Consider the following 24,779-nt stretch of genomic DNA (forward strand, 5'->3'; position numbering starts at 1 on the left):
AATTACAAAAAGGAAAGTTTATTTTTTTATGGGAAACCGTAATTTTAGGCCGGAAGAAATTTTGCATAGAATATAACTCCAAGAACTATACCTAAAATTAATGAAATACAAGATGTAAACAATAGACGAGAACATAATTTAAAATCGAAATCTCTTAAATGTCTTTCCTCGTTGTATCCATATTCATTTCCATCCTGTTTTTTTCTATACATAGACACTATATGAGTCAAAGAATCTGTTGAATAGTATATATGGAAGATTGAACAAGCTGTAGAAACGATTAATAGTATAATTGAGAAATATAAGAGACATGATGATGTTTTAAAAATATCTAAATTTTTATTTAAAAAATTATCTTTGCTTGAGGGGAATATAATTCTTTCTAATAGAAAGCCAAGTATTCCTAAGCAAAGTAGCGCAATTCTTGTAAGCTCTTTAGAAAATGCTTGATACTTTTCTAAAATAGCTAAATCTGGATTGTATAGATCCGATGACAGTTTTTTATTTTCTAAATTAGACATACTTATACATTTTTGGTGGATGATAGAATTTCAATGTTTTTCGCAACATCATTGCTTTCACATTTTTTTAATTCTTTCAGTAAAGCGGGAGTCAATATTTTTGGATTCAATATCTGTGACGCGACTTTTGCAGCAGCGTAATCTACAATTCCAATAACAGATTCTCTTAAAAAGTTAGGAGTGTTGGAAGCGATAACTGCCGTTGCCCATGAAGTATCTCTGGCTTTTGAAATGGCAAAATCTAAAACAACATTATCATTTCCGTTCGAAATTTTATCAATCAACTCTACAGGATAACAAATTTTATTTAATGAATCCTGAACTTTTTGATTAATAGAAGCGATGACATTATTGATGTTTTCAAAATCTGTTTTCAAAGGATTTATTTTTCTGTAAGGCATGATGGATGCTGCGGAAATTCCCAGATCGAGATTAATGTGAGCATTCATTCCTAAGAAAATATGCTGTAGAATCAGAAGATTTTTATTTTTTGTCGCTTCGAAAGCTAAGTACCAGGAATTTGTACATTTTTTACCTTTCGAATAAGCCTCCCATGCATCGAGATAACGTGTTGCAAAAGCAATATCCAACTGTGTCATTCTTGGATTGTCTTCAAATTTTTTTTGTTGAATTCCTTTTAGCACTTGCGCTGTCATGATTCTATAAGTACACGCAAAATATCCGATCGGGCTTTGATTTTCTTTAGACCAAATAATCATTTCATCTAATTTTTTTAGAACTTCTTCTATCGTTTTCATGTTGGTTTTTGTTTTTATAAATATAATTAAAAGTTGGAATTAAGTCTAATATTATATCTTTTTAAAACTATAATTGAATTATTTGTATATTTATTTCCCTTGTAATTGAAATAAAAAAGAGTCGTCCGAAAATCTAAAGAGTAGGAAACAAATTAAACAAAAAATCTATGAAAAATTTAAAATCTTTAAACAGAAAAGTGCTTAAAACGATTGCGGGAGGCGCTTATGAAAATTGCGAAGTTCCTTTGGAATATGGAGTTTGCAAACCCGGATATACTTTTTGTAGCAATCCTTATTGTTGTGTACAAGCTCGTAAGCCTTACATTTGTATTGATTACTAAAAAAATATCCCTCACATTGAGGGATATTTTTATTAAGGTTGTAAAATAATCGGTCCTTCAATTTCTATAGGCGGACAAAATCCTGTATTGAGCATGCATTTTCCACCCATGCAACCATAGTTTGTCATTGATGATGTTCCGTTTGGACACATAATTAATGCCTCTCCATATTTTGCACATTCTCTGTCGGAGTAACATTCCAAAGCGGGATGCAGATCTCCTCCAAAAATATCTTTCAGTGCTTTTCTGTTTAAAGATTTTAAATTTTTCATAGTATAGTTTTATGTTTTGGTGATTATTTACTAAGATAATGAATTATTAATGACTTTCCTGAGAAATTTCATCATGATATTTCAGATACAATGGTAAAGCCGCCGAACCGTACCAAGGGAAAATTTCATATCCAAAAACTCCTGCTTTTACGGCTGGATCTGTTTTTACCCAAGATTCCGCTTCTTCTTTTGATTTTGTGTTAAAAATGAACATTCCTTCAAAGTTCTGTTTGTTGTCTCCTGTAAATGGTCCTGCGACTACAATTTTCCCTTCATCAACAAGTTTTTGAATATTTCCCATGTGTCCTTTCATTAATTCGCCCATTTTTACTTTGTCCTCGATTTTAGTGGCTCCGGTTGTGAGCATTACAATAACATAAGGTTTCATTCCGTATTTATCGGCACCAAGTTCTGTGGCTAGTTTTTGATTGAATTTCGGTTTTTCTGTTGTCTTTTGAGCTGAAGAATAAATTACCGCAAAAAGTGATAATGATAAAATAATTTTTTTCATGGTGTTGATTTTTTTTAATCTTTTATTGCTAAAAATTCTTTTGCTAATTCGATCATTTTTGGATCTCCTGTATATTTTCCGTGTTCATCAGAAAGTTTCACAGTTGGAATCCATTCTTTGTTTTGAGCCTGTACTCCGATTAGTTTCATGACAATGTTCATTGGTTTCAATCCAACGTCATTCGTAAGATTTGTCCCGATCCCGAAAGAAATGCCGATTTTTCCTCTGCAATAATTCGTGATTTCTTCTACCTTTTCCAAATTTAAAGCATCAGAGAAAATGATATATTTAAATAAAGGATTAATTCCGTGTCTTTGATAATGAGCGATGGTTTTATCTGCAAATTCTAATGCATCACCACTGTCATGACGGACACCATCGAAAAGTTTGGCAAATTTTTTATCAAACTGTCGGAAAAAAACATCCGTAGTATAAGTGTCTGAAAGCGCAACTCCCAAATCTCCTCTGTAAACATCAACCCAATGTTCCAGTGCTAATTCGTTTGCCATTTTGAAACCGTACTCTGCAGCGTGAAACATAAACCATTCGTGAGCATGGGTTCCAATTGGTTTTACCCCATATTTCATGGCGAAATGTACATTTGAAGTCCCAATAAATGTAGATTCTTTTTTCTGTGTTAAAGCTTCCATTACCAAATTCTGAACTTTGTGAGAATGTCTTCTTCTTGTCCCGAATTCTGCAAAATTAACACCCAATTTTGCCAATGCATCAGCTTTTTCCAAAGTTTTGCTCATCACAACTTCATTGGAGTCTCTTTCCATATGGTTCATTTCATAATGAAGTTCACTGATTAAAGCCAATAAAGGAACCTCCCAAAGAATTGTTCTGTACCAAAGTCCTTCAACAGTTACAGAAAGTTCGCTTCCTTCCTGATGGATTTTCACTTCAGATGGATCGTAATGATAACCTTCAAGAAAATCTAAATAAGGAAGGTCGATGTAAGGGCAGGTTCTTGCCATAAATTTTTTTTCATCTCTTGTCAGCTTAAGTTCAGCCATTTTATTAACAGCTTCTCTTAAAGCCGCATCAAAACCTTCCGGAAACTGATGCTTTCCTCTATTGATGAATTCATACTTTACTATAGAACTTGGGAATAATTTCACCACTGCGTTCTGCATGGTAATTTTATAAAAATCGTTATCTAGAATAGAGTTCAATCGTACGTCGTGCATAATTGTGTAATTTATACGCAAATTTAATAATTAAAAATAAAATCACCTAAATGTAAGGTGATTTTTTTATTTTTTTAGATAAATTTTAATGTTTACTTCCCAAGATAGGAGTTGTACATCCAAACTTCTTTTTCCTGTTCGGTAATATAATCGCTCATTTGCGAATTTGTACCTTCGTCTCCAGCTGCATCGGTGATGTCTAAAAGCTCTCTCTGAAGATCGATCACGACTTTAAATGAGTTTAGAATAATTTCCACACTTTTTGTGCCGTCACTTACTTCTTGGCTTTCTTTAATCGTTGCAACTTTAAGATAATCTGAATAATTATGTGCCGGAGTTGCTCCTAACGTTAAAATTCTTTCAGCAATTTCGTCGATTTTCAAAACCAGGCTATTATATAATTCTTCAAATTTAGGATGAAGTGTAAAGAATTGATCACCTTTGATATTCCAGTGAGACCCTCTTGTATTCTGATAGAATACGGAATAATTTGCTAAAAGTATATTTAATTTCTCTGCAATGTTTTTGCAATCGTCTTCTTTCAGACCGATAATATTGGCATTTTTCATATTATATAGTAGTTGTTTATTCTTTTATGAAACAAATTTAAGTAAATATTATGCCGAAAATATTCAGAAGTGATTGATGTTAATAATCTTTGAAATTTTTAGAATGTATTTAAAAGATAAGTGTTGTTTCGATTGTTAGGTTATGGAATTTATTTAAATACTATCCTTATATATAATAGATGTTATAAGACATAATTTTTGAAGCAGGATCAATATTAATTCAAACTTTATTTAAAACAAAATTGTTTGGGAATGATTACTTGATTAAATGTAAGTGTCTGTTAATTAATTTTTAATAAAAAATATAATTTCTGATTTACCGCTTGTTAATTAAAAAATAATTATTAAATTTGCACCCTAAAATAAAAAGCAATTAAATGCCTACTATTCAACAATTAGTAAGAAAAGGAAGAGCCACGCTTGCCAAGAAGAGCAAATCGGCTGCCCTAGATTCTTGTCCACAAAGACGTGGTGTATGTACGAGAGTATATACTACTACACCTAAGAAACCTAACTCTGCACTTAGAAAAGTTGCAAGGGTAAGACTTTCTAACGGTAAAGAAGTGAATGCCTATATCCCGGGCGAAGGACATAATCTACAGGAGCACTCGATAGTATTGGTTAGAGGCGGAAGGGTGAAAGACCTACCGGGAGTACGTTACCACATCGTAAGAGGTGCATTAGACACTGCAGGTGTAAATGGAAGAACTCAGAGAAGATCTAAGTACGGAGCTAAGAGACCTAAACCAGGACAAGCTGCTGCAGCTCCTGCAAAAGGAAAGAAAAAATAATCATTAAATAAGGTACAGAAGCAATGAGAAAGACAAAAGCGAAAAAAAGACCATTGTTACCAGATCCAAAGTTTAATGATCAATTGGTAACTAGATTCGTAAACAACTTGATGCTGGATGGTAAAAAATCTATCGCATTCAAAATATTTTATGATGCTTTAGACATCGTAGAAACTAAAAAAGGAGAAACTGAAAAGACTGCCCTTGAAATCTGGAAAGATGCATTAACTAACGTTATGCCTCACGTAGAAGTACGTTCTAGAAGAGTAGGTGGAGCAAACTTCCAGATTCCTATGCCAATCAGAGCTGATAGAAAAATTTCTATGGCAATGAAATGGTTAATTAGCTACTCTAAAAAGAGAAATGATAAGTCTATGGCTTTGAAATTGGCTAATGAAGTAGTAGCTGCTTCAAGAGAAGAAGGTGCTGCTTACAAGAAAAAATCTGATACTCACAAAATGGCGGAAGCTAACAAAGCTTTCTCACACTTTAAATTCTAATTAGAAATGAGTAGAGATCTTAAATTTACAAGAAATATTGGTATTGCTGCGCACATTGATGCTGGTAAAACTACTACTACAGAAAGAATTTTATTCTATACTGGTGTAAACCACAAAATTGGTGAAGTTCACGATGGTGCTTCTACAATGGACTGGATGGAGCAGGAAGCAGAAAGAGGTATTACTATTACTTCTGCTGCAACTACTTGTTCTTGGAATTTCCCAACAGACCAAGGTAAGCCATTAGCTGAAACTAAACCTTACCACTTCAACATCATCGATACACCGGGACACGTTGACTTCACAGTAGAAGTAAACAGATCTCTTAGAGTATTGGATGGATTGGTATTCTTATTCTCTGCAGTAGATGGAGTAGAGCCTCAGTCTGAAACAAACTGGAGACTTGCTGACAACTACAAAGTTGCAAGAATGGGATTCGTAAACAAAATGGACAGACAAGGTGCTGACTTCCTTAACGTGGTAAACCAGGTTAAGACAATGTTAGGATCAAACGCAGTTCCAATCGTTTTACCAATCGGTGCTGAAGAAGATTTCAAAGGTGTTGTTGACTTGATCAAAAACAGAGCGATCATCTGGGATGAAGCTGGACAAGGTGCTACTTTCGAGGTAGTTCCAATTCCGGAAGACATGAAGGATGAAGTTCTTGAATACAGAGAGAAATTAGTAGAAGCTGTTTCTGAATATGATGAAACTTTGATGGAGAAATTCTTCGAAGATCCGGATTCAATTACAGAAGAAGAAATCAATGCTGCATTGAGAGCTGCTACTATCGATTTATCTATTATCCCAATGACTTGTGGTTCTTCATTCAAGAATAAAGGAGTACAGTTTATGTTGGATGCAGTATGTAAATATTTGCCTTCTCCATTGGATAAAGATGATATCAAAGGTACTGACCCAAGAACTGACGCTGAAATCACAAGAAAACCATCTGTAGATGAGCCTTTCTCTGCATTAGCATTTAAGATTGCTACCGATCCTTTCGTAGGAAGATTAGCATTCTTCAGAGCTTACTCTGGAAGACTAGATGCAGGTTCTTATATCTTGAACACTCGTTCAGGAGATAAAGAAAGAATCTCAAGAATCTATCAGATGCACGCTAATAAGCAAAATCCGGTAGAATATATCGAAGCTGGTGATATTGGTGCTGCTGTAGGTTTCAAATCTATCAAAACTGGTGATACAATGTGTGACGAGAAAAACCCAATCGTTCTAGAATCGATGGTTTTCCCTGATCCGGTAATTGGTATCGCTGTTGAGCCTAAAACTAAAGCTGACCAGGATAAAATGGGTAACGCATTAGCTAAATTGGCTGAAGAAGATCCTACATTTACTGTAAGAACTGACGAGGCTTCTGGACAAACGATTATCTCTGGTATGGGTGAGCTTCACTTGGATATCATTGTTGACCGTATGAAGAGAGAATTCAAAGTTGAAGTAAACCAAGGACAACCTCAAGTTGAATACAAAGAAAATCTTACAAAAGTTGCTCAACACAGAGAAGTTTACAAAAAACAATCTGGTGGTAAAGGTAAATTTGCTGATATTGTATTTGAATTAGGACCTGCTGAAGAAGGTAAAATTGGTCTGGAATTTATTAACGAGATCAAAGGTGGTAACGTTCCTAGAGAATTTGTTCCTGCTATTGAAAAAGGCTTTAAAGCTGCAATGAAAAACGGTCCTTTGGCTGGTTTCGAAGTTGAAGGTATTAAAGTAGTTCTTAAAGACGGATCTTTCCACGCAGTGGATTCTGATGCTCTTTCTTTCGAATTAGCTGCTAAATTAGGATTTAAAGAAGCGGGACGTGCTGCTAAGCCAGTAATCATGGAGCCTATTATGAAATTGGAGGTTGTAACTCCAGAAGAATATATGGGTAACATCATTGGTGACCTTAACAAGAGAAGAGGTACGATCAGTGGACAAGAAGAAAAGAACGGTGCCGTTGTTATCAAAGGTTCAGTTCCACTTTCTGAAATGTTTGGATATGTAACGACTCTAAGAACACTTTCATCAGGAAGAGCTACTTCTTCTATGGAATTAGAGAAATACTTACCAACTCCACAAAACGTTGCTGAAGATATCATTGCTAAAGCAAAAGGTTAATTTTTTAAAGTACAAGAAATGTCACAAAGAATCAGAATAAAACTAAAATCTTACGATTATAACTTGGTAGACAAGTCTGCTGAGAAAATCGTAAAAACGGTAAAGGCTACTGGTGCTGTTGTAAACGGACCAATTCCATTGCCAACGAATAAGAGAATCTTCACTGTGTTGAGATCTCCACACGTAAACAAAAAAGCAAGAGAGCAGTTCCAATTATCAGCTCACAAGAGATTGATGGATATCTACTCTTCTTCTTCTAAAACTGTTGATGCTCTAATGAAATTAGAACTTCCTTCAGGTGTAGACGTTGAAATTAAAGTGTGATAATTGCATACTTTGCAATGATTATAATAAAATCCGTTCCTTTCGAGGGACGGATTTTTATTTTGTTCTAAACTTATATTTTTATTTTAATACTATTATGTATTGCAAGGTTCTATTTAAATTGTATATTTGTAAAAAATATTATTATGAAAAAGATTCTATTGTTTATGCTAATGTTTAGCTTATCAATTACAGCGCAGACTCACAGATTTGTTTACGAATATCATTTTAAAACAGATTCTACTTCTACAGAAAAAAGAAATGCCAATATGGTACTGGATATTAATCCACAAAATGTAAAATTCTATAATTATGAGTATGTAAAAACAGATTCTATAAATAAAACAAGAGGTGAAAGTAGTTCTATCTGGGACGATACTCCTGCAGTGATAAGAAAGAAAAATTCTAATGTAAATTCAAATTATGTGCTTGTTCAGAATATATTTGTCGTAGATACAGAAGATAAAATAAACTGGAATCTTTCTAACGAAACAAAAATATCGGGTAATTATACTTTGCAAAAAGCTACTACAAGATTTGGTGGAAGAAATTGGACCGCTTGGTTTACAAAAGATATCAATTTAAATGAAGGACCTTACAAATTTAGAGGCTTACCGGGATTAATTTTTGAAATATATGATGATAAAGATAATTTCAGATTTTCATTGATTAAAAGCTATAAACTTGCAAAAACCTACGAAACAAGAGATATTCTGGAACATTTCGGAGGACAGAATCCTGTGAAAATTTCTGAAACGAAACTTAAAAAAATGATGCTCGACAGCTATAATGATCCTTTGCATGAATTCAAAGAACATTATAAAAACAATAAAAACCCTGAAGCACGTTTTATGGTTATGGGAATTGAAGTGAAAAGTCCCGAGCAATTCAAAGATCTATCAGAAAAACTACAGAATAACATAAAGAAAAATAATAATCCTATCGAAATCGATAAGGCAATAAAATACTAACCAAAATCAACCAATTAAATTAACCTCAAAACTCTGCTGTTTCGGCGGAGTTTTTGATATTTAAACTAATATTAAAACTATTGAAAATGGCTAAACCAGACAAAAGCATCTTTGAAAGATTTTCAGATTGGGCAACAAAATTTACAGGAAGTTCTTACGCTTTTCTCGGAGCAACATTTATCGTAATTGCTTGGGCATTTTCCGGACCTGTTTTCAATTATTCTGAAACATGGCAACTGGTCATTAATACAGGAACTACGATTATAACTTTCCTGATGGTTTTTTTAATTCAAAAAGCTCAAAATAAAGATTCAAAAGCTATTCAGATAAAATTAAATGAATTGATTGCTGCAAACGAAAAAGCGAGCAACAGAATTGTAGATATTGAAGATCTAACAGAGAAAGAACTGGATCAGCTTCATTGTTACTATGAAAAACTTTCGGATTTTGCAGAAGAGGATGCCGACATTCATACATCGCATTCTATTGACGCAGCCAAAAGAAATCAAGATTACAAACACGAATTTTTTAAAAAGAAACATGAAGAATGGCTTCATAAGAAACAACAGAAAGGGGAATCAATTTGATTTCCTTTTTTATTTATGTTAAATTAATTAAATATATTGAAATATCTAATTTTGATAGTTTGGTTGAATAAAAATTTTAATTTTTTACGAAATTAAAATTTTTGTTCAAAATATGCTGTTACATCCTAAATTTGCTTACCTTAAGATTATTTAAATGAAAACAAGATTACCCTTTCTGTTGCTGGCGATTGCTGGTTCAATGGTAAATGCACAGTGGAATAAAACAGTTCCGACTAATGATATTACAAAAAAAAAGTGATAATTCAATTTATTATAGTTTGGATATCAGTCAGATAAGAACTCAACTCTCAAGAGCTCAAAAAATTGGTGATGGAGGAAAGATAACAATCAATATTCCAACATTAGATGAGAAGATTGAAAAATTTGCTATAAATAGTTTTCCTGTAATAGACGAGACATTAGCAAACCAATACCAATTAGGTTCTTATGTCGGTGTGGGAATTGATGATCCTACGAAATACATCAGATTTAGTGTTGCTCCAAATGATTTCCAGTCAATGATTATTAGCAATGGAAAATACGAATTTATAGAACCTGCTTCTGCTGATAAAACAATTTATTCTATTCATGGAAAAACAAGTAAAAAAGCCTTTACTTGTAGTACAAAAGAAGATCCGGCATCTGTTGAGCGATTAAATACAATGTTTAAAAATGGAGCTGCTGAAAAATCTGGAAATAAAAAATATCATACCCTTAAATTAGCTTTGTCGGTTACGGGAGAATATGGTGCTTATTTTGGAGGTACAGCTGGAGCACTTACCCAAATGAATGCTACACTGACAAGAGTAAATGGAGTATTTGAGCAAGAGTTCAATTTACATCTTAATATGGTAAATGCTCCTAATCTTATATTTACAGATTCTTCTACTCATAATTCAACGACAAACCCATATAGCAATGCTACTAATATGTGTAAATGGAATTATGAGCTTATGAATGTTTTGCATGGAGGAACTTATGGTGTTACTGATGCTAGTTTTGATATTGGTCACTTATTCGGAAGAAGCGGCGGCGGTGATGCAGGTTGTATAGGCTGTATAGGAAGTAATACTGTTACATATAGTACTTATACTGGATCTTTCACGGGATGTACTTCAGCAACATATCGTTATCCTGATAATTATAAAGGAAGTGGTATTACTTCTCCAGGAACGGGTGCACCACAAGGAGATAATTTTGATATTGATTATGTAGCTCACGAAATGGGACATTAATTAGGTGACTCTCATACATATAGCTTTTATGAGCAATACCTGAATAAAGAGATGGAAACAGGATTTGGATCTACAATTATGGGATATGCAGGAATTACAGGAACTAATACTGACGTTCAGGCTCATTTTGATCCGTATTTTCATAGTGCAAGTATAGATCAGGTACAAGCAAACTTGACATCTGTAACAGTAGATGTTGAGACGGATATTACAAATAATCCACCTGTCGTAGCTGCAATGGCAACAACATATACGATTCCAAAATCCACAGCTTTTGTTTTAACAGCAAATGCTACTGATCCAGATGGTGATGCTTTAACGTATTGTTGGGAACAAATGGATGCAAGTATACTGGATGGAGGTCTAGGTAAGGTTGCAGGAGTAGCTAATGGTTACGGAACAGCAGAAGGGATCGGTGATACAAGTTCATGTGCAAATTTCAGATCTTGGTCGCCAATTTCTAGCCCTACAAGATATTTTCCTAAATTAGCCACAGTTCTTGGCGGAGCTGTTAAAAATACAACAGACTTTGAAGCAGCATCTACAGTTGCAAGAACTACTAATTTCAGAGTTACGGTTAGAGATAATAAAGTTGGTGGACAAGCTCAAACAGCTTATGCAACACAAACTATTGTAGTCGGATCTGCAGCTGCGTTTACAGTAAATGCTGCAACTTTAACTCCGAATGCTAATTCTACCATAACTTGGGTGGTTTCAGGAACGACAGCTTCTCCGTATAATGTAGCAAATGTGAAAATTGATTATACTTATGATAGTGGTGCTACATGGACAACTTTAGCAGCATCTGTACCGAATTCAGGATCAGCAAGTGTGTTTGTTCCTGCAGCTTTGGCTGGTAAAATCGGTCACATAAGAGTTTCTGCGATTGGTAATGTTTTCTATGCGGTAAAACAGAACAATGTTGGAACTTTAGCAACAGCCGAAGTTGGAAATGTGAAAACTGTTCAGATCTATCCAAATCCTGTTGATGATGTATTAAATGTTAAAAATATTTCTCCAAAATCAACATATGAGATTTACAATGCACCTGGACAATTAATTGCTAAAGGTTTAATTGGAGACGGTAAAATTGTAGTAAGAGATTTAGTAAAAGGTGTTTATTTCATAAGCATTGATGAAAATGGAACAACTCTTAAAAATAAATTTGTTAAAAAATAAATTTTAAATAAAAGCAAAATAAAAACCTCTGATTTTTCAGAGGTTTTTTTATGAAGTGAAATTGAATTACTTCATAAAATAATCAAAATAAGAACAACTTCCCATCAAGCTTCTTGCAGTTTCGGTGTTCGCATATTGAGTTTTCAGCATTGCAAAATAGGTTCTGTATTGTTGGTTTTTAATCTGATCCATATTTTTTTTGTAAGCATCACTTTTTTCACTGTATTTCGGATCCGAGTAATTAACTTTCGAAGGGGTTTTTCTTTCATATTGATAATATTTTCCTTGTTCAGCACTCGCCATTTGGAAAAGAACTCTCGCTTTTTGTTCTTTGTTGGTCGATTCATTCAAAGCCTTTTTATAATAATTAATGGCAAGATCAAAATTATCTTGTTCAATATAAATCGTGTTGGGGAAATTTTTATAATAATATTGATAAGGATTTTCCTTTTCCCAATTGTAAAAACTATACTTTCCACCATCAGAATTATCAATATCCATTACGAATATCTGTCTGTAATATCCTAAAATAGAAGTGTTGTATAATAAATTTCCTATTAATTGACTAGCAGTTGCAGATTTTTCATCTTTTCCGACTCCGATTTTTTTCAACTGAATTAATGCGTCTACCAATTCCAGTTTATTCATCGTAGGCTTAATAAAAGGAAATTGTGAATAATCTTCTTTTTCCATACTTTCATCAGGCGAACTTTGGTAACTTTCCCAGACATTATGACCAAAAACTAAATCGGAAATATTATTGAAACCATTATAAACATTAGAAGCATATTTAAGAGGTGTCTGTTTTTTAGCATCATAATTCCATTCTGATCTTGGAATCCCGGTGAAACCTTGTGCTTTTGCATAATAAGATTTAGCTTTTTCAAAATCAGCCTGTCTCATGGCTCTATCACCATAAATTACCGCAAAGAAAGCATCAATATTTCCGACATCATTAATATTCTTAGAAATAATTTGCTCTTCAAACTGAGTCTTATTCGGTTTTCTATAAAAATCTTCCACACTTTTTACCAAAGTGGAATTCGGATTGTATTGAAGATCAGAAAGTTTATTATTCATTAAAAACGATTTTCCGTCTTCACCTTGTAGGAAATAACGGTTGGCCAGAACATCTTTTAAAAAGTCTTTTGTAGAAGGAACTTCACCATAATAATCATATTCATTGGCTTCCGTGCTGTCTTTTTTTACTTCAGGTTTATCCACAAAATATTCTGCATAGTCTTTCATTAAATGATCTTCGTATTCAGCATCAATTTTGGGCTGGGAAACAATATCGTTCAGAACTTTCATTCTTTTGATTTGCTCTTGATACTCAGGATTAGAAGTTTTAATATCATTTAAAATTTTAGTGCTTTCTTTGTAATCTTTTTTCAAAAACTTAAGATAAGCATCAGCAATTTGCCAATATTCATCCTTAGATTTCTCTTTCGTTTTATCGGTGAATTTTTCCAGATCATCCAAAAAGTCTTTTGTCTTATCATCGTACCAATAATTATTTTTCGTGAAAACAGGAATTCTATTTGGATTGTCTAGTAATTGATCGTCACTTTGGTCAGCTTTAATTTCTTCAGGACTTTTATCTTTCAAACCAAAAAGTTTCCTAAAGAATCTTACAATTTTTTGCCAGAAAGAAAGTTCTTCTTTTTTAGGTTCTGTCGTTTCAGCTTTTGCCTGATCTGTATTTTTTATTGAATTATTAACCTGAACCGTCGATTGATCATCATTAGTATAATAATAAACCGGAAGATAGCTTCTTTCCAGTTCATTGATGCTTCTCACCGCCATCACTTTCAGAATCTCCGAATCAGGATCAATTTCAAACATTTTTTCCATAATCGGAATCGGGTTGTTGAAATCTTCGTATCCTAAAAGAAAATATGCCATATTTTTATCGTCATTCGTTCCGGCTCTTTTTAAAATATTATTAAAAGAAGCAGTATCCGAAAGCTTCATCGAGACGAATGCAGATTCTTTACGGCTTTTACTGTCTTTGAAAACCTGGAAAAAATTCCAATTGGCATCGCTGTTCATTCCCAAACCTCGTTGTGCTCCCGCAAGTTGATCGAGAGCCATGATGTAAGGCGCACCTTTCAGTTTTATCGGCTCAACATATGTCTTGAAAGCCTGAGTTGCTGCATCGTAATTTCTTGTATAATGATTAAAACGAACCAGCTGAAATCCGTACCGCTGCTTGATTTCTGGATTTTTTGCAGCGTTGTACAAAGATGTTAATGCGGCAATTGTTTTATTGTAGTCAAGTTGAGTTGCATTTTTATCCGATTCGTTTTCTCTGTAATAAAAAGAATCGGCACTTTCCACATAATTAATTTTCATGTAAGGCTCAAGATATTTTGCTTCGATCAGATAATCAATTCCTTCATGATATTTTTGATAAAAATCAGCTCCTAATTTTATTAATAATTGATTATTCAGATTTCCTTTTTTTAATGCATTCAAATCATTGATGCTCATTTTATTCACCAGATAATCAGCTTCTGCGTAATTAAGCTGATTATTGAAAAACTTCTTCCATGAATAGATATTTTCATCAGGAATTTGCGAAGCTTTGAAATCAGAATAAAATCTTGTCGAATAGCTGTGAAGAAACGGAAGGTAAGATTTGTCCTTAATGATACTTTGTGTAAAAAGATTAAAGTATTCATAATCCGGATCAGACCACGCACAAGCCTCCGTTTTTGTATAAAAAAGCGATAATACAGCAAGTGAAAGGATATACTTTTTCATATTGTTTATGGTGTTTTTTGAGTTTATAGTTTTAATATTTAAGAAAGAAATTCAATGCAGTCATCTGTGAAATCAGTGGTAAATATTTTTTTTTGACCATTGATTTCACAGATCTTATAATTAAAAATTAAAATTCTGTCCTGTAACAAATTTACTATCTAATTGATAATAAACGATATTGAAATGTTTTATTTTTTTCTCAAGAAAATCGACAACCTCATGAAGTTGTTCATCTGAAATTTCTTCAATTTTAATTCTAAAACCTTTATTTAAATAATTTCCAAAGTAAAATCCGTCCTTCTGGATTTCAATTTCCGTTTCAGAGATTTTTTTAAAATTGGGGTTTTCCAGATCTTTTTCAGATAAAGCATTAATGAGTTTGTGTTTTCCTAAATAATTGGTTACAATTCCCCAAGAGTAAATAGGCAGTGCAACTTCAATTTTCTTAATAGGATATTCATCGATTTTCGATAAATAACTTTTCAATATATTCACATCAAGAATTGAATTTTTATCTGAATTTTCTAACGGCGAAGAAGTGGAATAACACATCAGATACACTTTTTCAACAGGCGGAATTCCTGTTTGTGCTTTATCTTTTACCTGATGAAGTCGTAGCGTGCAGGTGATTTCTTTTCCTGAAATCTTTTTTAATTCTTTTAAAAATGTAAAATAATCATCTTTCGTTCCAGCCGTCCAGTCGCAGTCGATCTGAATTTCACGACTGGTCTTCAAATGATATTCTGAGGTTTTCTTTTGAATTAAATCTTTAATATTTTTCGCCAGAAAAGTAATTTCTTCTTTGCTGATATACAGAAAAGTTCGGTTGGTAATAAAAACGGTGGGAACGATCTGTTTATCGGTTTCAAAACTTTGGTCTTTTGTAATGGTTCCAACCGGTTGAAATTTCCCGCTGATTTTATCGATATCAAAAAATCGGGTGTATAAATAAGGCGTTGTCGCTTTATTCAAAACTTCCTTTTCTGTTTTATCTAAGGCTAGTTTCGTTTTCCAATAATAAAATGTGTACGAATGATTCTCTTTTTTCGAGCATGAAAAAATGATGAGAAAAATAAGTAGAAATTTTAAAGCTTTCATTATTGATATAGTGTGGCTCCACATTCGCAATTCTGCTCAGCTATTTCGGAAACAGGACAACAGTCGTCTGATTTTTTGATTTTTCCTTTTTCGTCGGTAAGATAGATTTTTTCCTTATCGAATTTTACATAAAAGGTTTCGTTGTACGTTTTGAAATATACTTTCATCACTTTCGGATTGTATTTTCCTGCATTGATTTCTTCTTTCGTTTCAGTTCCATCTGCCTGATTGATTTGTATAAAACCAAAGTAGACGTCTCCATTATTTTTCACATCAAGATAATAAGAAGGAGTTCCCGTTCCGCTTACTCCCTGTTCAATATTAAAATCACGCTTTCCTGTGAACGGCACTTTCGATTGTGCAAACGAAAGAATACAGATGCAGAAAAGGAATAAACCCAAAACCTTTTTCATATTATAAATTTTCTCAAAATTAGAAATATCTCAGCAAAAATTAAACCGTAAAATCACGGTGATTACTTTTAATAAAGGCTTTTGCGGATTAATAAAAACAAAAAACCACTCCAATACTGGAATGGTTTGTAAATACTAACAATTTTTAAATTTAAAATACCGTTGCGGCAAGTTGTATTCTCGCAAATTTATTTGAAGGATTCCACATCGCCATCATTGAGACAGGCAGAGTGTAGTGATCCGTAATTTTAAGCGATTTAGTTGCTTTTACACCAACATTTACGATATCAAAACTGTTCGTTCCGTTTCCGTACAGAAAGTTTTTATCATTTAAAGCAAAACCAGCTCCTACAAAAGCATCAAGATTTACTTTTTTATCTTTAATCACAGGATAACTTGCCTGAACGTAGGTAGAATATTTATTCTTTTTATAAGTTCCGTCTTCTTCCAAAACAACTTCACCTGCATTAGCTCCACCATACAACATAATATCCGCTTCAATATTTAATGGAAATGAAGGTCCAAAAGTATAATTCGTTCTCAAGTCAATAATATGAGCTGTTCTTCTGTTGGAATAATTAAAAATATCATCCGAAGCAACTGCCGTATTGATGTTTCTTGAATTAAACAAATCCCACAATCCAATGTAAAATCTTCCGTTGGAAAACTGTACATAATAATTGATTTCCTTGTAATGGGTATCGTCTTTATCATCCGTTAAAGCTGACGCTCCCCAAATTCCGACTTTCCATTTTTTGTCTTTATCTAAAGCATAGGAAAGATTTCCCATCACAACAGGTTTATCAGTAATAATGAAACCTCTCCAAAGGTGATTGTTCTGAATATTTGCTGTGAAATCCAACCTGCTGTCTTCCTTTTCTTCCGTATTTTCCTGGGCAAAAAGATTCCCTGTGCCTAGTAAAACCAGGCATATATAAAAGAGTTTTTTCATTGTGTAAACTGTGTGTAGTTAACTTAAAGCTAGATTCAATAGCGCCGCAAGAGCTGCCCCGATGATAGGTCCTGCAATTGGAATCCATGCGTAACCCCAGTCACTACTTCCTTTTACCGGAAGAATAGCATGCATGATTCTTGGGCCAAGATCTCTAGCCGGATTGATGGCATAACCTGTTGTTCCACCCAAAGACAAACCGATTGCCCAAACTAAAAGCGTAACAGGCAAAGCTCCAATGGTTCCTAAACCGATTTTTGCGCTCGGATCATTATTTAAGTTTAGATTCGGATCTGCAAAATGGAAAATCACAAAAACCAAAACGAAAGTTCCTATAATTTCACTAATGATATTTGAAATTGGTTTTCTGATTGCAGGACCTGTACTGAAACATGCCAGTTTCGCTCCTTCATCTTCTGTGATGGCAAAATGATCTTTATTAAACAGCCAAACAAGAAAAGCTCCCAACATTGCCCCAATCATTTCTCCTGCAATATAAGTCGGAACCAAATCCCAAGAGAATTTTCCTGCAAAGGCCAAACCTAAAGTTACCGCCGGATTCAAATGTGCTCCGCTGACTGGTCCTGCAACCGTCACGCCCACAAAGACCGCCAAAGCCCAAGCTGTGGTAATCACGATCCATCCGGAATTATTTCCTTTGGTGTCTTTCAAAACAACGTTGGCTACTACGCCGTTTCCTAAAAGGATCATCAGCATTGTGCCGATTATTTCTGCTACAAATGGAGTCATAGTTTTAATTTGTTTTAAATGTGATTAATCTTCGATCCAGTTTTGAGAACGCTGAACCGCTCTGTTCCACGTGTTGACCATTTTATCAACTTTCTCTTTTTCCAATTGCGGATGGAAATCTTTATCAACAATCCATTGAGATTGTATTTCATCAATATTTTTCCAGTATCCAACGGCAAGTCCGGCAAGGTAAGCTGCTCCCAAAGCTGTTGTTTCCAAAGTTTTTGGTCTTGTAATTTTAAATCCGAAAATATCAGATTGAATCTGCATTAAAATATCACTTGCAGAAGCTCCTCCGTCAACTCTTAATTCCAAACTTTCTCTTCCAGAATCTGCTTCCATGGCTTTTACAATATCATAAACCTGAAAAGCAATTCCTTCCAAAGTTGCTCTTGCGATATGTCCGTTTGTTGTTCCACGGGTTACGCCAACGATTGTTCCACGAGCATACTGATCCCAATGAGGAGCGCCTAAACCTGTAAGAGCAGGTACGAAATAAACACCGCCGTTATTTTCAACAGATTGTGCTAAAGTATTTACTTCTTCCGCAGAATTGATTAGTTTTAAACCATCTCTCAACCATTGGATTGCTGCACCGCCTACGAAAACACTTCCTTCTAAAGCGTAATTCACTTCTCCATTAATTTTCCATGCAACAGTTGTCAATAAATTGTTTTTTGATGCAACGGCTTCGGTTCCTGTATTCATTAAAAGGAAACAGCCAGTTCCGTAAGTATTTTTTACCATTCCCGGAGTCGTACACATTTGTCCGAACAACGCTGCTTGTTGATCTCCTGCAATTCCCGCAATCGGAATTTTAGTTGAAAATAGAGTAGTGGCAGTTTCTCCGTAAATTTCACTGCTTTGTTTTACTTCCGGTAAAATTGCTCTTGGAATATTGAATAATTCTAATAAATCATTATCCCATTCTAAAGTGTGTATGTTCAAAAGCATAGTTCTGCTCGCATTCGAAACATCGGTGATGAACATTTTTCCACGTGTCAGTTTCCAGACAAGGAAAGTATCAACTGTTCCGAAACATAATTTTCCTGCTTCTGCTTTTTCTCTTGCACCTTCTACATTGTCTAAAATCCATTTCAGTTTTGTTGCTGAGAAATAAGCGTCTAATACAAGACCTGTTTTTTCTTTAATCGTTTCAGCATGACCTTGTTCTTTTAATTCGTCACAATATTTAGACGTTCTTCTGTCTTGCCAAACAATCGCATTGTAGACGGGTTCTCCCGTTTCTTTATCCCAGACGACGGTTGTTTCACGCTGATTGGTGATCCCGATTGCGGCAACTTCTCTTCCAGAAATTCCGGCTTTGGCGATAACTTCCGCCGCTACGGAAACCTGAGAAGACCAAATTTCATTGGGGTCATGTTCTACCCAACCCGGAGTGGGGTATATCTGTTCAAAACTCTTCTGAGAAACAAATTCTATTTCTCCGCTGTGATTGAATAAAATGGCTCTTGACGAAGTCGTACCTTGGTCTAGAGCGAGAATTAACTTTTCACTCATGCTGTGACATTAAATAAGGTTAAATAGATCTTGGAGAATAAGGAGTCAATAAATATCCTTTCGCCAATTCGATAAATTCTCTTTCCTGTTCGGTTGCCCATTCTTCAGAATGTCCGTTTTCTTTTGCGATAATGAAAGCGATCTTGTGTGCACTGTCTATCGCTGCTCTAGCATCTAAAAATAAAAGTCGGACTCTTCGTGCTAAAATATCCTCAATGGTTTGTGCCATTTCGCTTCGGATAGCCCAAATTGCTTCTGCGACTGTGAATGGGTGATCAGGATGTATTTTTTCTGAAAATTCAGGATTGCTCTGTTGTAATTTTTTGATTTCCGGAATATCTGCTCCGTAAACATATAAATGATTGGTTCTGTCCACCGTTTCAGGTTCCACATTTCCATGAATCGAAAGATGTTCTGTTTTGGAAGTTGTTGTTCCTAACTTGTGAACTCTCATTGCTTCATCAATTGTGTCTTCTGCCATTTTACGATAAGTCGTCCATTTCCCACCGATGATGGAAACCAATCCGGTGTCGGATGTTACCACTTTATGGCTTCTCGAAACTTCTTTTGTGCTTTTGCTTCCGTCTTTTGGGGCGGCAAGAGGTCGAAGTCCTGCGAAAACAGATTTTACATCTTCACGCGTTGGTTTTTTAGCTAAATATTGTCTTGCGGTATTTAAAACAAATTTAATTTCATCTTCCAAAGCTCTCGGTTCGAAACTTTCGTTTTCCAATAAAGTATCGGTTGTTCCTACCAAAGCTCGGTCGTGCCATGGAACAACAAACAAAACTCTTCCGTCTGATGTTTTAGGAATCATGATGGCGTCGTCGCTTTTTAAGAAAGATTTATCTAAGACTAAATGAATTCCCTGACTTGGAACGACGAATTTTCCGTGTTTCGGATTGTTCATATTTAATATGTCGTTCGTGAAAACTCCAGTTGCGTTGATAACAACTTTCGCTTTGATTTCGAATTGCTCTTTCGTGAATTGATCCTCAGCAAGCACTCCGATTATTTTATTGGAATTATTTTTAATTAAATTAATCACTTTAATATAATTAATTACAGTTCCTCCTTTTTCAGTTATGGTTTGTGCTAAATTAATTGCCAGTCTTGCATCATCAAACTGTCCGTCCTGATAAACAACTCCGCTTGCCAACCCTTTCTGTTCAATAGTTGGAATTTTTTCAATTGTTTTTGATTTGCTGATGTATTTCGTTTTGCCTAAACTTAATTTTCCTGCAAGAAAATCGTAAACCGAAAGTCCTATTTTATAATAAATTCCTCCCCACCAAGTATAATTTGGAATGATAAAAGACTGATTTTTTACAACATGAGCTGCATTTTTTGCCAGTAAGCCCCTTTCTTTCAAAGCTTCTTTTACTAAACCAATATCTCCCTGTGCTAAGTATCTTACTCCTCCGTGTACCAATTTTGTACTTCTGCTGGAAGTCGCTTTCGCGAAATCGTGAGATTCCAACAGTAACGTTTTAAATCCTCTGCTTGTAGCGTCTAATGCCGAACCTAAACCACTCGCTCCTCCGCCGATGATTAGAAAGTCCCATTCTTTTACGGTGGTTAATTTGCTGAGTTCTTCGTTTCGTTTCATAATATTTCGTTATGTTTCGTTTTCAAATGTATGAATTTAAAACGAAACCAAAAAGAAAATAAACGAAATTTTTCGAATCAAAATAAAATTGGTATTTTTGATGAAACGAAACGAAATGGAAAAATTACTGCCGAGACATAATGATATACTGAAGGAGCTGGATGAAAAGGATCATGTTCTTGTGCAGGATTTATGTGAGAAGTTTAATGTTTCGTCTGTTACGATTCGAAAGGATCTTAATTATCTTGAAAGTTTAGGGCTGCTTTTTCGAAATCATGGAGGTGCGAGTAAGCATGTAAGATATGCGTACGAAAAAAACGTTGGCGAAAAGGAAAATATTAATGTGGAAGCAAAACAAAATATTGCAAGAACTGCCTTATCATTAATTCAGGAAAATGACTGCATTATTCTTGCTTCCGGAACGACGATGCATTATCTGGCGAGAATGCTGGTGAATTTCGGTCCTTTGACTGTTCTGACTTCTTCTTTACGTGTTGCGATCGAACTTTGTAATAATCCTAACATTAATATTATACAATTGGGAGGTGAAGTGAGAAAAAGCTCGACTTCTATTGTAGGTTCCATTTCTGAAGGTATTCTAAAGCAATTCTCCTGTAATAAATTGTTTCTTGGTGTCGACGGAATCGATATGGATTTCGGAATCAGTACTTCTAATGCCGCAGAAGCTCATCTAAATCAATTAATGATTGAGTGTTCCGAAAAAGTTGTCATTCTTGCTGACTCTTCAAAATTGAATGTAAAAGGTTTCGGTAAAATCGCTCCTTTGGATAAAATAGATTATTTGATCACAGATAATGAGATTTTAGAAGAAGATAAAAATAACCTTGAGGAAATTGGAGTAAGTGTAATTATTAAGTAAAAATCAACTTATTTTTAAATTTTCTGTAAATCAAAAATATTTCAGCGAAAATTTCATCCGAATTTTTCCAAATTTACCTAAATGATTAAAAATCAAAATATTTTGCATTAAATATTTGTCAGTTATAAAATTATTCATAAATTTGCACACTCATTTTAGGAGCGTAGTATGCCTATATCAAAAGTAGAAATTACTTCAGACTTCCCAAAAATGGTGATAAATAAAGGATAAATTTTATTATAACATAAACAATGTCAGGTATTATTGGTAAAAAAATCGGTATGACGTCTTTGTTTAACGAAGAAGGAAAAAACATTCCTTGTACAGTTATTCAAGCTGGTCCATGCTCGGTTTTACAGGTCAGAACCTTAGAAGTTGACGGTTATACAGCCGTGCAATTAGGTTTCGATGACAAGAGTGAGAAGAACGTTGGTAAAGCGTTAGCTGGTCATTTTAAAAAGGCTGGTTCTGCTCCTAAAGCTAAATTAGTAGAATTCCACGAAGGGTTCTCTGAGGCGAAAGTAGGAGAAGAAGTAAAGGTTGATCTATTCGCTGAAGGTGAATATGTAGATGTAACTGGTACTTCTAAAGGTAAAGGTTTCCAGGGTGTTGTTAAAAGACACGGATTTGGAGGTGTAATGCAGGCAACTCATGGTCAGCACAACAGACTTAGAGCTCCAGGTTCTATCGGTGCTGGATCTGACCCTTCAAGAGTATTCAAAGGGATGAGAATGGCTGGAAGAATGGGAGGTAAGCAGGTAACTGTTCAAAACCTTCAAGTATTAAAAGTGGATCAAGAACAAAATCTTTTAGTAGTAAAAGGTGCTGTTCCGGGAGCTAAAAATTCTTATGTAATTATCAGAAAATGGAACTAGTAGTATTAAATACATCAGGAAAAGAGACCGGAAGAAAAGTAACTCTAGACGAATCAGTATTCGGAATTGAGCCAAATCAGCACGCGGTTTACTTAGAAGTGAAGCAGTACCTTGCAGCACAGAGACAAGGAACTCATAAATCAAAAGAAAGAAGCGAAATTACTGCTTCTACTAAAAAGCTTAAGAAGCAAAAAGGATCTGGTTCTGCTAGATATGGTGATATTAAATCTCCAACTTTCAGAGGTGGAGGTAGAGTATTCGGACCAAAACCTAGAGACTACAGATTCAAATTGAACAAAGCTCTTAAGAGATTAGCTAAAAAATCTGTTTTATCTCAGAAAATGAGAGACAACAGCATCAGAGTTTTAGAAGATATGAGCTTAAATGCTCCTAAGACTAAAGATTTCATTACATTATTGGATGCTTTGGCATTGAACGGTAAAAAATCTTTGTTCATTCTTCCTGAAGCTAATAAGAATGTGTATTTATCTTCAAGAAACTTACCTAAAACTAAAGTAATGAACTTCAACGAAGTTAGTTCTTATGATATAGTAAATGCAGGTGAAGTTGTATTCTTCGAAGGTGCAGTTGAAAAATTCCAGGAAAATTTAAAGAAATAAATCATGTCTATTATCATTAAACCAGTTATCTCAGAAAAGGCTAATTACCTTACGGATTTAAGAGGTTCTTATTCTTTCTTGGTTAATACTAAGGCGAATAAAATCCAGATTAAAAAAGCTGTGGAAGCGGCTTACGGTGTAAAAGTAGCAGACGTTAACACAATGATTTATGCTCCGAAGGTTTCTTCGAAATACACTAAAAAAGGTCTTCAAGTAGGAAAGACAAATAAATTGAAAAAAGCGGTGATCAAACTTGCTGAAGGTGAGGTTATCGATATTTTTGCTGTAAATTAATTATTAATTATAAATAATAGTAATGTCTGTTAGAAAATTAAAACCTATCACCCCAGGACAGAGATTCAGAGTTGTAAACAATTTTGAAGAAATTACTACCAACAAACCAGAGAAATCTCTTACAGTTGGTATTAGTAAGTCAGGTGGACGTAACCAAACTGGTAAAATGACCATGCGTTACACCGGAGGTGGACACAAAAAGAAATACAGAATTATTGACTTCAAAAGAAACAAAGCAAACGTTGAAGCAACTGTAAAATCTGTAGAATACGATCCAAACAGAACTGCATTTATCGCTTTATTAGAGTACGCAGATGGAGAGAAGAGATATATCATCGCTCCAAACGGTATTAAAGTAGATCAAAAAGTAGTTTCAGGTGAAAGCGTAGAACCTAATGTAGGTAACGCAATGAAATTGAAAAATATTCCATTGGGTACTGTTATCTCTTGTGTTGAAATGAAGCCTGGACAAGGTGCAATTTTAGCAAGAAGTGCTGGTTCTTCAGCTCAACTTACTTCAAGAGACGGAAAATACGCAATCATCAAATTGCCTTCAGGAGAATCTAGAATGATCCTTACTGAGTGTATGGCAATGATCGGTTCAGTTTCTAACTCAGATCACCAATTAACTGTATCAGGTAAAGCTGGTAGAAGCAGATGGTTAGGTAGAAGACCTAGAACTAGACCGGTAGTAATGAACCCTGTAGATCACCCAATGGGAGGTGGTGAAGGACGTTCTTCTGGAGGTCACCCAAGATCTAGAAACGGTATGCCTGCTAAAGGATACAAAACTAGAAAGAAAAACAAAGTGTCTAACCGTTACATCGTATCTAAAAGAAAATAATTATGGCAAGATCACTTAAAAAAGGACCATTCATTCATCATACTTTAGATAAGAAGGTTCAGGCAAACATAGAAGCTAATAAGAAAACTGTTATCAAAACTTGGTCTAGAGCATCGATGATCTCTCCGGACTTCGTAGGACAAACTATTGCTGTACACAACGGAAAATCTTTTATTCCTGTTTACGTTACAGAAAACATGGTAGGTCACAAGTTAGGCGAATTTTCTCCAACAAGATCTTTCAGAGGTCATGGTGGTAACAAAAACAAAGGAAGCAGATAA

General features: G+C 34.5%; 28 protein-coding genes. 15 read left to right on the plus strand and 13 right to left on the minus strand.

What is annotated here, in order from left to right; all coding sequences use genetic code 11:
- Window positions 1-44 precede the first annotated feature (44 nt).
- Window positions 45-521, minus strand: coding sequence for a hypothetical protein (locus tag ABD940_RS12105; RefSeq protein ID WP_345204115.1), 477 nt, complete (start codon window positions 519-521; stop codon window positions 45-47).
- A 2-nt stretch (window positions 522-523) separates the two neighbouring features.
- Window positions 524-1,279, minus strand: a complete 756-nt coding sequence (locus tag ABD940_RS12110; protein WP_345204118.1) for a DUF5995 family protein — start codon at window positions 1,277-1,279, stop codon at window positions 524-526.
- 167 nt (window positions 1,280-1,446) lie between these two features.
- On the opposite strand from ABD940_RS12110, the gene ABD940_RS12115 reads away from it, so the two are divergent.
- Complete coding sequence (locus tag ABD940_RS12115; RefSeq protein ID WP_345204120.1) at window positions 1,447-1,620, plus strand: hypothetical protein; 174 nt, start codon at window positions 1,447-1,449, stop codon at window positions 1,618-1,620.
- A gap of 32 nt (window positions 1,621-1,652) precedes the next feature.
- Here ABD940_RS12115 and ABD940_RS12120 read toward each other — a convergent pair whose 3' ends face one another.
- The 4 genes from ABD940_RS12120 to ABD940_RS12135 form a co-directional block, all read right to left on the minus strand.
- The gene (locus tag ABD940_RS12120) at window positions 1,653-1,892 is read right to left on the minus strand and encodes a hypothetical protein (protein ID WP_345204123.1); all 240 of its coding nucleotides are present in this window, start codon (window positions 1,890-1,892) and stop codon (window positions 1,653-1,655) included.
- A gap of 46 nt (window positions 1,893-1,938) precedes the next feature.
- Window positions 1,939-2,403, minus strand: coding sequence for a YciI family protein (locus tag ABD940_RS12125; RefSeq protein ID WP_345204125.1), 465 nt, complete (start codon window positions 2,401-2,403; stop codon window positions 1,939-1,941).
- Between the two features lie 14 nt (window positions 2,404-2,417).
- The gene (gene pncB, locus ABD940_RS12130) at window positions 2,418-3,596 is read right to left on the minus strand and encodes a nicotinate phosphoribosyltransferase (protein ID WP_345204128.1); all 1,179 of its coding nucleotides are present in this window, start codon (window positions 3,594-3,596) and stop codon (window positions 2,418-2,420) included.
- Between the two features lie 92 nt (window positions 3,597-3,688).
- A complete protein-coding gene (locus ABD940_RS12135) occupies window positions 3,689-4,165 on the minus strand; it encodes a Dps family protein (protein ID WP_345204130.1) in 477 nt (158 codons plus the stop codon).
- A gap of 377 nt (window positions 4,166-4,542) precedes the next feature.
- Here ABD940_RS12135 and rpsL point away from each other — a divergent pair, with 377 nt between their 5' ends.
- The 8 genes from rpsL to ABD940_RS12175 all read left to right on the plus strand — a co-directional run bounded on the left by rpsL (window position 4,543) and on the right by ABD940_RS12175 (window position 11,876).
- Window positions 4,543-4,956: a 30S ribosomal protein S12 gene (rpsL, locus tag ABD940_RS12140; RefSeq protein ID WP_002983146.1), complete on the plus strand. Its 414-nt coding sequence runs from the start codon at window positions 4,543-4,545 to the stop codon at window positions 4,954-4,956.
- Window positions 4,957-4,979: 23 nt separating this feature from the next.
- Window positions 4,980-5,456: a 30S ribosomal protein S7 gene (rpsG, locus tag ABD940_RS12145; protein ID WP_027387226.1), complete on the plus strand. Its 477-nt coding sequence runs from the start codon at window positions 4,980-4,982 to the stop codon at window positions 5,454-5,456.
- Between the two features lie 6 nt (window positions 5,457-5,462).
- Window positions 5,463-7,580 (plus strand): elongation factor G, encoded by a 2,118-nt coding sequence (gene fusA / locus ABD940_RS12150; RefSeq protein WP_345204135.1) that lies wholly within the window; start codon window positions 5,463-5,465, stop codon window positions 7,578-7,580.
- An 18-nt stretch (window positions 7,581-7,598) separates the two neighbouring features.
- The gene (gene rpsJ, locus ABD940_RS12155; RefSeq protein WP_002661363.1) at window positions 7,599-7,904 is read left to right on the plus strand and encodes a 30S ribosomal protein S10; all 306 of its coding nucleotides are present in this window, start codon (window positions 7,599-7,601) and stop codon (window positions 7,902-7,904) included.
- Window positions 7,905-8,050: 146 nt separating this feature from the next.
- Window positions 8,051-8,875, plus strand: a complete 825-nt coding sequence (locus tag ABD940_RS12160) for a GLPGLI family protein (RefSeq protein WP_345204139.1) — start codon at window positions 8,051-8,053, stop codon at window positions 8,873-8,875.
- Window positions 8,876-8,961: 86 nt separating this feature from the next.
- Window positions 8,962-9,462, plus strand: a complete 501-nt coding sequence (locus ABD940_RS12165) for a low affinity iron permease family protein (RefSeq protein WP_345204141.1) — start codon at window positions 8,962-8,964, stop codon at window positions 9,460-9,462.
- Window positions 9,463-9,698: 236 nt separating this feature from the next.
- A complete protein-coding gene (locus tag ABD940_RS12170) occupies window positions 9,699-10,697 on the plus strand; it encodes a reprolysin-like metallopeptidase (RefSeq protein ID WP_345204144.1) in 999 nt (332 codons plus the stop codon).
- Window positions 10,698-10,748: 51 nt separating this feature from the next.
- Complete coding sequence (locus ABD940_RS12175) at window positions 10,749-11,876, plus strand: T9SS type A sorting domain-containing protein (protein WP_345204146.1); 1,128 nt, start codon at window positions 10,749-10,751, stop codon at window positions 11,874-11,876.
- Window positions 11,877-11,942: 66 nt separating this feature from the next.
- Here the strand turns inward: ABD940_RS12175 and ABD940_RS12180 are convergent, their stop codons facing one another.
- The 7 genes from ABD940_RS12180 to ABD940_RS12210 all read right to left on the minus strand — a co-directional run bounded on the left by ABD940_RS12180 (window position 11,943) and on the right by ABD940_RS12210 (window position 20,985).
- The gene (locus ABD940_RS12180; RefSeq protein WP_345204149.1) at window positions 11,943-14,642 is read right to left on the minus strand and encodes a hypothetical protein; all 2,700 of its coding nucleotides are present in this window, start codon (window positions 14,640-14,642) and stop codon (window positions 11,943-11,945) included.
- 120 nt (window positions 14,643-14,762) lie between these two features.
- On the minus strand, window positions 14,763-15,740 hold the full coding sequence (locus tag ABD940_RS12185; protein WP_345204151.1) for a hypothetical protein: 978 nt from the start codon (window positions 15,738-15,740) through the stop codon (window positions 14,763-14,765).
- Window positions 15,740-16,153, minus strand: a complete 414-nt coding sequence (locus ABD940_RS12190) for a hypothetical protein (RefSeq protein WP_345204154.1) — start codon at window positions 16,151-16,153, stop codon at window positions 15,740-15,742. The genes ABD940_RS12185 and ABD940_RS12190 overlap by 1 nt, the downstream gene beginning before the upstream one ends.
- Window positions 16,154-16,304: 151 nt before the next feature.
- Complete coding sequence (locus ABD940_RS12195) at window positions 16,305-17,105, minus strand: hypothetical protein (protein WP_345204156.1); 801 nt, start codon at window positions 17,103-17,105, stop codon at window positions 16,305-16,307.
- Window positions 17,106-17,123: 18 nt separating this feature from the next.
- Window positions 17,124-17,864 (minus strand): MIP/aquaporin family protein, encoded by a 741-nt coding sequence (locus ABD940_RS12200; protein WP_345204714.1) that lies wholly within the window; start codon window positions 17,862-17,864, stop codon window positions 17,124-17,126.
- A 15-nt stretch (window positions 17,865-17,879) separates the two neighbouring features.
- A complete protein-coding gene (glpK, locus tag ABD940_RS12205; RefSeq protein ID WP_345204159.1) occupies window positions 17,880-19,376 on the minus strand; it encodes a glycerol kinase GlpK in 1,497 nt (498 codons plus the stop codon).
- A gap of 19 nt (window positions 19,377-19,395) precedes the next feature.
- The gene (locus tag ABD940_RS12210) at window positions 19,396-20,985 is read right to left on the minus strand and encodes a glycerol-3-phosphate dehydrogenase/oxidase (RefSeq protein WP_345204162.1); all 1,590 of its coding nucleotides are present in this window, start codon (window positions 20,983-20,985) and stop codon (window positions 19,396-19,398) included.
- 115 nt (window positions 20,986-21,100) lie between these two features.
- On the opposite strand from ABD940_RS12210, the gene ABD940_RS12215 reads away from it, so the two are divergent.
- The 6 genes from ABD940_RS12215 (at window position 21,101) to rpsS (ending at window position 24,779) form a co-directional block, all read left to right on the plus strand.
- On the plus strand, window positions 21,101-21,865 hold the full coding sequence (locus tag ABD940_RS12215; RefSeq protein WP_345204164.1) for a DeoR/GlpR family DNA-binding transcription regulator: 765 nt from the start codon (window positions 21,101-21,103) through the stop codon (window positions 21,863-21,865).
- Window positions 21,866-22,116: 251 nt separating this feature from the next.
- Window positions 22,117-22,740, plus strand: a complete 624-nt coding sequence (gene rplC / locus ABD940_RS12220; RefSeq protein ID WP_345204167.1) for a 50S ribosomal protein L3 — start codon at window positions 22,117-22,119, stop codon at window positions 22,738-22,740.
- Entirely contained in the window at window positions 22,731-23,360 is a 630-nt protein-coding gene (gene rplD / locus ABD940_RS12225) for a 50S ribosomal protein L4 (protein WP_345204170.1), read from the plus strand. Before rplC ends, rplD begins: the two co-directional genes overlap by 10 nt.
- 3 nt (window positions 23,361-23,363) lie before the next feature.
- The gene (gene rplW / locus ABD940_RS12230) at window positions 23,364-23,654 is read left to right on the plus strand and encodes a 50S ribosomal protein L23 (RefSeq protein ID WP_345204173.1); all 291 of its coding nucleotides are present in this window, start codon (window positions 23,364-23,366) and stop codon (window positions 23,652-23,654) included.
- A gap of 22 nt (window positions 23,655-23,676) precedes the next feature.
- Window positions 23,677-24,498, plus strand: coding sequence for a 50S ribosomal protein L2 (gene rplB / locus ABD940_RS12235; protein WP_047401275.1), 822 nt, complete (start codon window positions 23,677-23,679; stop codon window positions 24,496-24,498).
- A 2-nt stretch (window positions 24,499-24,500) separates the two neighbouring features.
- A complete protein-coding gene (rpsS, locus tag ABD940_RS12240; protein WP_034678015.1) occupies window positions 24,501-24,779 on the plus strand; it encodes a 30S ribosomal protein S19 in 279 nt (92 codons plus the stop codon).

Source organism: Chryseobacterium ginsengisoli, assembly GCF_039542325.1.
Taxonomy (GTDB): Bacteria; Bacteroidota; Bacteroidia; order Flavobacteriales; family Weeksellaceae; genus Chryseobacterium; species Chryseobacterium ginsengisoli.

What these genes read in the sequence shown, in the direction of transcription:
- ABD940_RS12105 (WP_345204115.1), bottom strand. Translation starts at nt 521, where the DNA reads ATGTCTAATTTAGAAAATAAAAAACTGTCATCGGATCTATACAATCCA.
- ABD940_RS12110 (WP_345204118.1), bottom strand. Translation starts at nt 1,279, where the DNA reads ATGAAAACGATAGAAGAAGTTCTAAAAAAATTAGATGAAATGATTATT.
- ABD940_RS12115 (WP_345204120.1), top strand. Translation starts at nt 1,447, where the DNA reads ATGAAAAATTTAAAATCTTTAAACAGAAAAGTGCTTAAAACGATTGCG.
- ABD940_RS12120 (WP_345204123.1), bottom strand. Translation starts at nt 1,892, where the DNA reads ATGAAAAATTTAAAATCTTTAAACAGAAAAGCACTGAAAGATATTTTT.
- ABD940_RS12125 (WP_345204125.1), bottom strand. Translation starts at nt 2,403, where the DNA reads ATGAAAAAAATTATTTTATCATTATCACTTTTTGCGGTAATTTATTCT.
- pncB (WP_345204128.1), bottom strand. Translation starts at nt 3,596, where the DNA reads ATGCACGACGTACGATTGAACTCTATTCTAGATAACGATTTTTATAAA.
- ABD940_RS12135 (WP_345204130.1), bottom strand. Translation starts at nt 4,165, where the DNA reads ATGAAAAATGCCAATATTATCGGTCTGAAAGAAGACGATTGCAAAAAC.
- rpsL (WP_002983146.1), top strand. Translation starts at nt 4,543, where the DNA reads ATGCCTACTATTCAACAATTAGTAAGAAAAGGAAGAGCCACGCTTGCC.
- rpsG (WP_027387226.1), top strand. Translation starts at nt 4,980, where the DNA reads ATGAGAAAGACAAAAGCGAAAAAAAGACCATTGTTACCAGATCCAAAG.
- fusA (WP_345204135.1), top strand. Translation starts at nt 5,463, where the DNA reads ATGAGTAGAGATCTTAAATTTACAAGAAATATTGGTATTGCTGCGCAC.
- rpsJ (WP_002661363.1), top strand. Translation starts at nt 7,599, where the DNA reads ATGTCACAAAGAATCAGAATAAAACTAAAATCTTACGATTATAACTTG.
- ABD940_RS12160 (WP_345204139.1), top strand. Translation starts at nt 8,051, where the DNA reads ATGAAAAAGATTCTATTGTTTATGCTAATGTTTAGCTTATCAATTACA.
- ABD940_RS12165 (WP_345204141.1), top strand. Translation starts at nt 8,962, where the DNA reads ATGGCTAAACCAGACAAAAGCATCTTTGAAAGATTTTCAGATTGGGCA.
- ABD940_RS12170 (WP_345204144.1), top strand. Translation starts at nt 9,699, where the DNA reads ATGATATTACAAAAAAAAAGTGATAATTCAATTTATTATAGTTTGGAT.
- ABD940_RS12175 (WP_345204146.1), top strand. Translation starts at nt 10,749, where the DNA reads ATGGAAACAGGATTTGGATCTACAATTATGGGATATGCAGGAATTACA.
- ABD940_RS12180 (WP_345204149.1), bottom strand. Translation starts at nt 14,642, where the DNA reads ATGAAAAAGTATATCCTTTCACTTGCTGTATTATCGCTTTTTTATACA.
- ABD940_RS12185 (WP_345204151.1), bottom strand. Translation starts at nt 15,740, where the DNA reads ATGAAAGCTTTAAAATTTCTACTTATTTTTCTCATCATTTTTTCATGC.
- ABD940_RS12190 (WP_345204154.1), bottom strand. Translation starts at nt 16,153, where the DNA reads ATGAAAAAGGTTTTGGGTTTATTCCTTTTCTGCATCTGTATTCTTTCG.
- ABD940_RS12195 (WP_345204156.1), bottom strand. Translation starts at nt 17,105, where the DNA reads ATGAAAAAACTCTTTTATATATGCCTGGTTTTACTAGGCACAGGGAAT.
- glpK (WP_345204159.1), bottom strand. Translation starts at nt 19,376, where the DNA reads ATGAGTGAAAAGTTAATTCTCGCTCTAGACCAAGGTACGACTTCGTCA.
- ABD940_RS12210 (WP_345204162.1), bottom strand. Translation starts at nt 20,985, where the DNA reads ATGAAACGAAACGAAGAACTCAGCAAATTAACCACCGTAAAAGAATGG.
- ABD940_RS12215 (WP_345204164.1), top strand. Translation starts at nt 21,101, where the DNA reads ATGGAAAAATTACTGCCGAGACATAATGATATACTGAAGGAGCTGGAT.
- rplC (WP_345204167.1), top strand. Translation starts at nt 22,117, where the DNA reads ATGTCAGGTATTATTGGTAAAAAAATCGGTATGACGTCTTTGTTTAAC.
- rplD (WP_345204170.1), top strand. Translation starts at nt 22,731, where the DNA reads ATGGAACTAGTAGTATTAAATACATCAGGAAAAGAGACCGGAAGAAAA.
- rplW (WP_345204173.1), top strand. Translation starts at nt 23,364, where the DNA reads ATGTCTATTATCATTAAACCAGTTATCTCAGAAAAGGCTAATTACCTT.
- rplB (WP_047401275.1), top strand. Translation starts at nt 23,677, where the DNA reads ATGTCTGTTAGAAAATTAAAACCTATCACCCCAGGACAGAGATTCAGA.
- rpsS (WP_034678015.1), top strand. Translation starts at nt 24,501, where the DNA reads ATGGCAAGATCACTTAAAAAAGGACCATTCATTCATCATACTTTAGAT.